General features: G+C 72.2%; 3 protein-coding genes. 1 reads left to right on the forward strand and 2 read right to left on the reverse strand.

The features are described from left to right. The first annotated feature begins 91 nt into the window (after window positions 1-91). Window positions 92-964: a carbon-nitrogen hydrolase family protein gene (locus ABYE80_RS17645; protein WP_372791622.1), complete on the forward strand. Its 873-nt coding sequence runs from the start codon at window positions 92-94 to the stop codon at window positions 962-964. 64 nt (window positions 965-1028) lie between these two features. Here the strand turns inward: ABYE80_RS17645 and ABYE80_RS17650 are convergent, their stop codons facing one another. Both ABYE80_RS17650 and ABYE80_RS17655 read right to left on the reverse strand, forming a co-directional pair. Then, window positions 1029-4007 carry an EAL domain-containing protein gene (locus ABYE80_RS17650; protein WP_372791620.1) on the reverse strand — a complete coding sequence of 993 codons (2979 nt, stop codon included), beginning with the start codon at window positions 4005-4007 and terminating at the stop codon, window positions 1029-1031. A 137-nt stretch (window positions 4008-4144) separates the two neighbouring features. Then, the coding region (locus ABYE80_RS17655) for a hypothetical protein (RefSeq protein WP_372791621.1) at window positions 4145-4334 on the reverse strand (190 nt) is incomplete at its 5' end.

The following is a 4334-nucleotide window of genomic DNA, read 5'->3' on the forward strand; positions in this document are numbered from 1 at the left end:
CCGTACATCCGCCGAGTCGGACCGGGGGTCAGGCGACTTCGACCACGTGGCCCTGTACCCGCAGGGGGTCTTCGTGTGTAGTTCCGCCGCGATGTTTCCGTCGTCCTTCGCCGTCGCCGCGGTCGCCGCCCCGTTCGGGAGGGACGTGCACGCCACGATCGACGAGGTCGGCCGGCTCATCGACGACCTCCGTCCCCGCGGCGTACGGCTGCTCGTGCTCCCGGAATGCGCGCTCGGCGGCTACGTCACCGAGCCGGGCATCGACGACGACTTCGCTCCCGAGGTCGGCCCCACCCTCGACCCGTACGGCGCGGAGATCGAGCGCCTGGCCGACCTGGCCGGAGACGTCGTCGTGGTGGCCGGCTTCACCGAGCGTGGCGCGGACGGGACCCGGTACAGCTCGGCGATCTGCGTCAGCGGGGCCGGGGTGCACGGACTGCACCGCAAGGTCCACCTGCCGCCGACCGAGCGGTTCATCTTCACCGCGGGCGACCGGTTCGCGGCGTTCGACACGCCGCTCGGGCGGATCGGCATGCTGCTCTGCTACGACAAGTGCTTCCCGGAGGCGGCACGGACCCTCGCGCACGACGGAGCCGAGGTGCTCGTGTGCCCGGCCGCCTGGCCCGCGGACCGCCTGCACCCGGCGCCCGACCTCGAGCAGGACCGCCAGATGGTCACCTACGACGCGCTGGACGTCGCCCGGGCGGCCGAGAACCAGGTGGTCTTCGTCTCGGCGAACCTGGCCGGACGGCAGGGCGCGCTGCGGTACCTCGGCAAGGCCCGGGTGGTCGGCCCCCACGGCCTGGTGCTCGCGCAGACCACGAGCGCGGGCGGTGTCGCGGTCGCCGACGTGGCGCGGGCCGATATCGCCGAGACGCGTTCGGTCATCAGCCATCTCGCCGACCTGCGCCCCGCCACCTACCACGCGGGACTCGGCGAGGCCGGCGCGGGCGTCGCGTCCTGACGCCGGACGGTCCGACCGGCGCCGGCGGGCCGCGACCGGCGACCGTGCCAGCGGGCGGGACGCCTCATCCGGTGGTGAGCCCGTGGGTCCCGAAGGCCTCCGGCACCGGTGCGGGCCGGCCGAGCTCGAAGCCCTGGGCGAAGTCCACTCCGGCACGGGCGAGGTAGCGCCGCGTGCGGTCGTCCTCCACGAACTCGGCGATCGTCTCCTTGCCGAGCCCTTGAGCGATCCGGACGACCGCGTCGATCACGAGCTGGTCGGTGCGGGAGTTCAGGCAGTTGGACACGAACTCCCCGTCGATCTTCAGGTAGTCGAACGGCAGGTGCTTGAGGTAGTAGAAGGACCCGAACCCGGCACCGAAGTCGTCCAGCGCGAAACGGCAGCCCACGTCGCCGAGCCGTTCCGCGAACCTCCGTGCGTGGTGGATGTTCGCCACGGCCGCCGTCTCGGTGATCTCGAAGATGATGGTCTCCGGCGCGACGTCGTGGCGGCGCAGCGCGTCCTGGATCTTGTCGGCGAGCTCGGGGTCGATGAGGGTCTTGCCCGAGAGGTTGATCTCGAACGTGAGCGGCCGCTCGGCGACACGGACCTCGGACGCGATCGTGAAGGCCCGCTCGATCACCCAGAGGTCGAGGCGGTCGACGATGTCGAAGCGTTCCGCGACGTACAGGAACGCCGCGGGCGGCACCTCCGCCCCGCGCTCGTCGACCATGCGCAGCAGCAGTTCGTACTGGGTCACCTCGTTGGTGCGCAGATCGAGGATCGGCTGGGCGTGCAGGGTGAAGCGGTCCTCCTCGAGGGCATGCACGATCCGGTCCACCCAGGCGACGCGTGCCTTGGTCCGGGCCTGCGCGTACCGCGCCGACGCGAAGTGCGCGAGCCGGTCGCGCCCGGCCTCCTTCGCGTCGTACATCGCGAGATCGGCGTTGACCAGGACGTCCTCCCCGCACGTCGCGGCGCCGTCGAACATCGCGACCCCGAAGCTGGCGGTGATCGTGCGGGGCCGGGCGCCGCTGAGCACGCTGGCCGACCTCCTGATCGCGTCGCCGAGCGAGGTCGCGACGTGCTCGGCCTCCTCGCGCGTGGCGTCGGGCAGGAGGACGGCGAACTCGTCGCCGCCGAGCCGCGCCACGGTGTCCGACGTCCGCAGCCTGTTGGACAGGATGCCCGCGACGGAGACGATCAGCTCGTCGCCGGCGTTGTGCCCGACCGAGTCGTTGACGACCTTGAAGTGGTCGAGGTCGAGCACCAGGAGCGCGCCCGCAGGCCCGTAGCGTTCGACGTGGGCGTGCTGACGCTCGATCTGGTCGGCGAAGTACCGCCGGTTGTAGAGGCCGGTCAGCGGGTCGTGGTCCGCGAGATGCCGCAGCCGCTGCTCGTACCGTCGCTTGTCGGAGATGTCCTGGCTCTGCGCCAGGAAGTGGAGCGGCTCGCCGTCGGCGTTGCGCAGCAGGGTCACGTGGGTCGAGACCCACGCCGGCTCGCGAGCGGTCCCGCGCAGGAACCGGTGCTCCGTGTGGGCCGAGGCGAGCTGGCCGGAGAGCACGCTCTCCGCGGTCTGACGCATCGGCCCGAGATCGTCGGGATGGATGATCGACTGCCAGGAGGTCCCGAGCAGCTGCTCCTCCGAGTAGCCGGTGATCGCGCACATCGCCGCGTTGATCCGCAGCACCTCGCCCTCGATCGACATCAGCACCATGCCGAGCGGCGAACCGTCGAACGCCAGGCGGAAGCGCTCCTCCGCGAGCCGGGCGTGCTGCTGCGCCCGCTTGACGTCGCTGATGTCCACCGTGATGCCCCCGATGCCGACGAGGTCGCCCTGGTCGTCGTGGACGCCGAAGCGGCTGGCCAGCATCGTGTGCTCCGTGCCGTCCGGGTGCTCGACGCGCTCCTCGTGGAGGATGGGCGCTCCGCCGGCCCGGACGGTCCCCTCGTCCAGGTCACGCAGCGCTGCCGATCCGGACAGGACGTCGTCGACGGTCCGCCCCAGCATGTCGTCGCGGGCGAGGCCGAACTGCGCAGCCGCCGGCTCGTTGACGAACAGGAACCGGTCCTCGGCGTCACGCAGGCAGATCGCGGCCGGCGAGTTCTCGACGATGCCGTTCAGGATGGCGTGGTGGCGGTGCGTCTCGCGTTCGGCCGCCACCCGCGCCCGGTCGATGCGCCCGGCGGCGAGGACGGCCGCGGAGACCACCGCCAGCAGCGCCACGGTCATCATCGTGGCGAACAGGGCGAGTCCGAACCGGCCGTCGTAGAGGCCCAGGACCTCACCGACCAGGCGCAGCCCGCCGATCACCGCCGGCCCGAGCAGGGCGACGGGCAGCAGGCGCCGGGCCATCACGCCGTCCACACCCGGCCGGGAGAACCACACCAGCGGGGCGCGGTGCGCACGCAGCAGCAGCAACGCGGCGACCAGCATCGACGAGGCGAGCGCGGTGTGCGGTGCCATCCCGGTCACCGCCGACAGTCCGTACAGCTCGTCGACGCCGTAGAGGTACCCCAGGTCCCCCAGCAGCACGACGAAGGCTCCCGCCAGGGTCAGGCCCAGCGACCATGGGCCGAAGGTGCCGCCGTCCCGGACCAGGGCGACCACGGTCGCGCCCAGGAGGATGAGCGCCGCGGCGCTGTGCGGCGAGGGACGCAGCGGATGGTCGATCGAGCCGGCGTGCGGCAGCCAGCCGTCGATCCCGAGCGAGATCCCCGAGACGTACTCGAAGGTGACGAGCACGCCGATCAGCACCGCGGCGGCCCCCGCCGCCAGGACCAGCCGGCCGCGGTGCCCTCGGGTGAGGGCGCGGATGCCGCCCGCGGCGAGCACGAGGCCCGCCGCCGTGAGCGGCACCATGGCGGGAAGGCCTGGGACCACACGCGGCACCTCGACGACGCCCACCACCCACGCGAGCAGCACCGCGACCCCGAGAACGACGACGAAGGTCGAGCACGCCTCGGCGGCGGTCCGCGCCCACGGCGGAGTCTCCTGCGGCCCGGCTCCCGCCGGGAGGGGCGAGTGCTGAAGAAGGGAGGTGGGGGTGGAGGCGGTCAAAGGGGTTCCGTCGTTCGGAAAGCCCCCTTCCGCGATACATCATCGGCGCGCCAGCTTGCACCGGCCACTACGACATCCGTCCAGAGCCGGACCGGTCCGGCTGCGCCCGGTCATCGTATACCCGGGCGCGCTCGCTGTCAGTCTTCGGCCGGCGGTGGCCGGAACACGATCCGGTTGAGCTCCCCGATCGCGCTTCCGCCCAGCCGCAGCGCGGTCATGAAGCCCTCCTCGCCGACCTTGGCGTCGTCGACGGCACGCCGCAGCTCGTTGACCGCCTCGCGCTGCTCCTCCGCCACGAGGTCCTTGGGGACGTCGATGAAGATGAGG

This window comes from Paraconexibacter sp. (assembly GCF_041602235.1).
Lineage (GTDB): Bacteria > Actinomycetota > Thermoleophilia > Solirubrobacterales > Solirubrobacteraceae > Paraconexibacter.

What these genes read in the sequence shown, in the direction of transcription:
- ABYE80_RS17645 (WP_372791622.1), top strand. Translation starts at nt 92, where the DNA reads ATGTTTCCGTCGTCCTTCGCCGTCGCCGCGGTCGCCGCCCCGTTCGGG.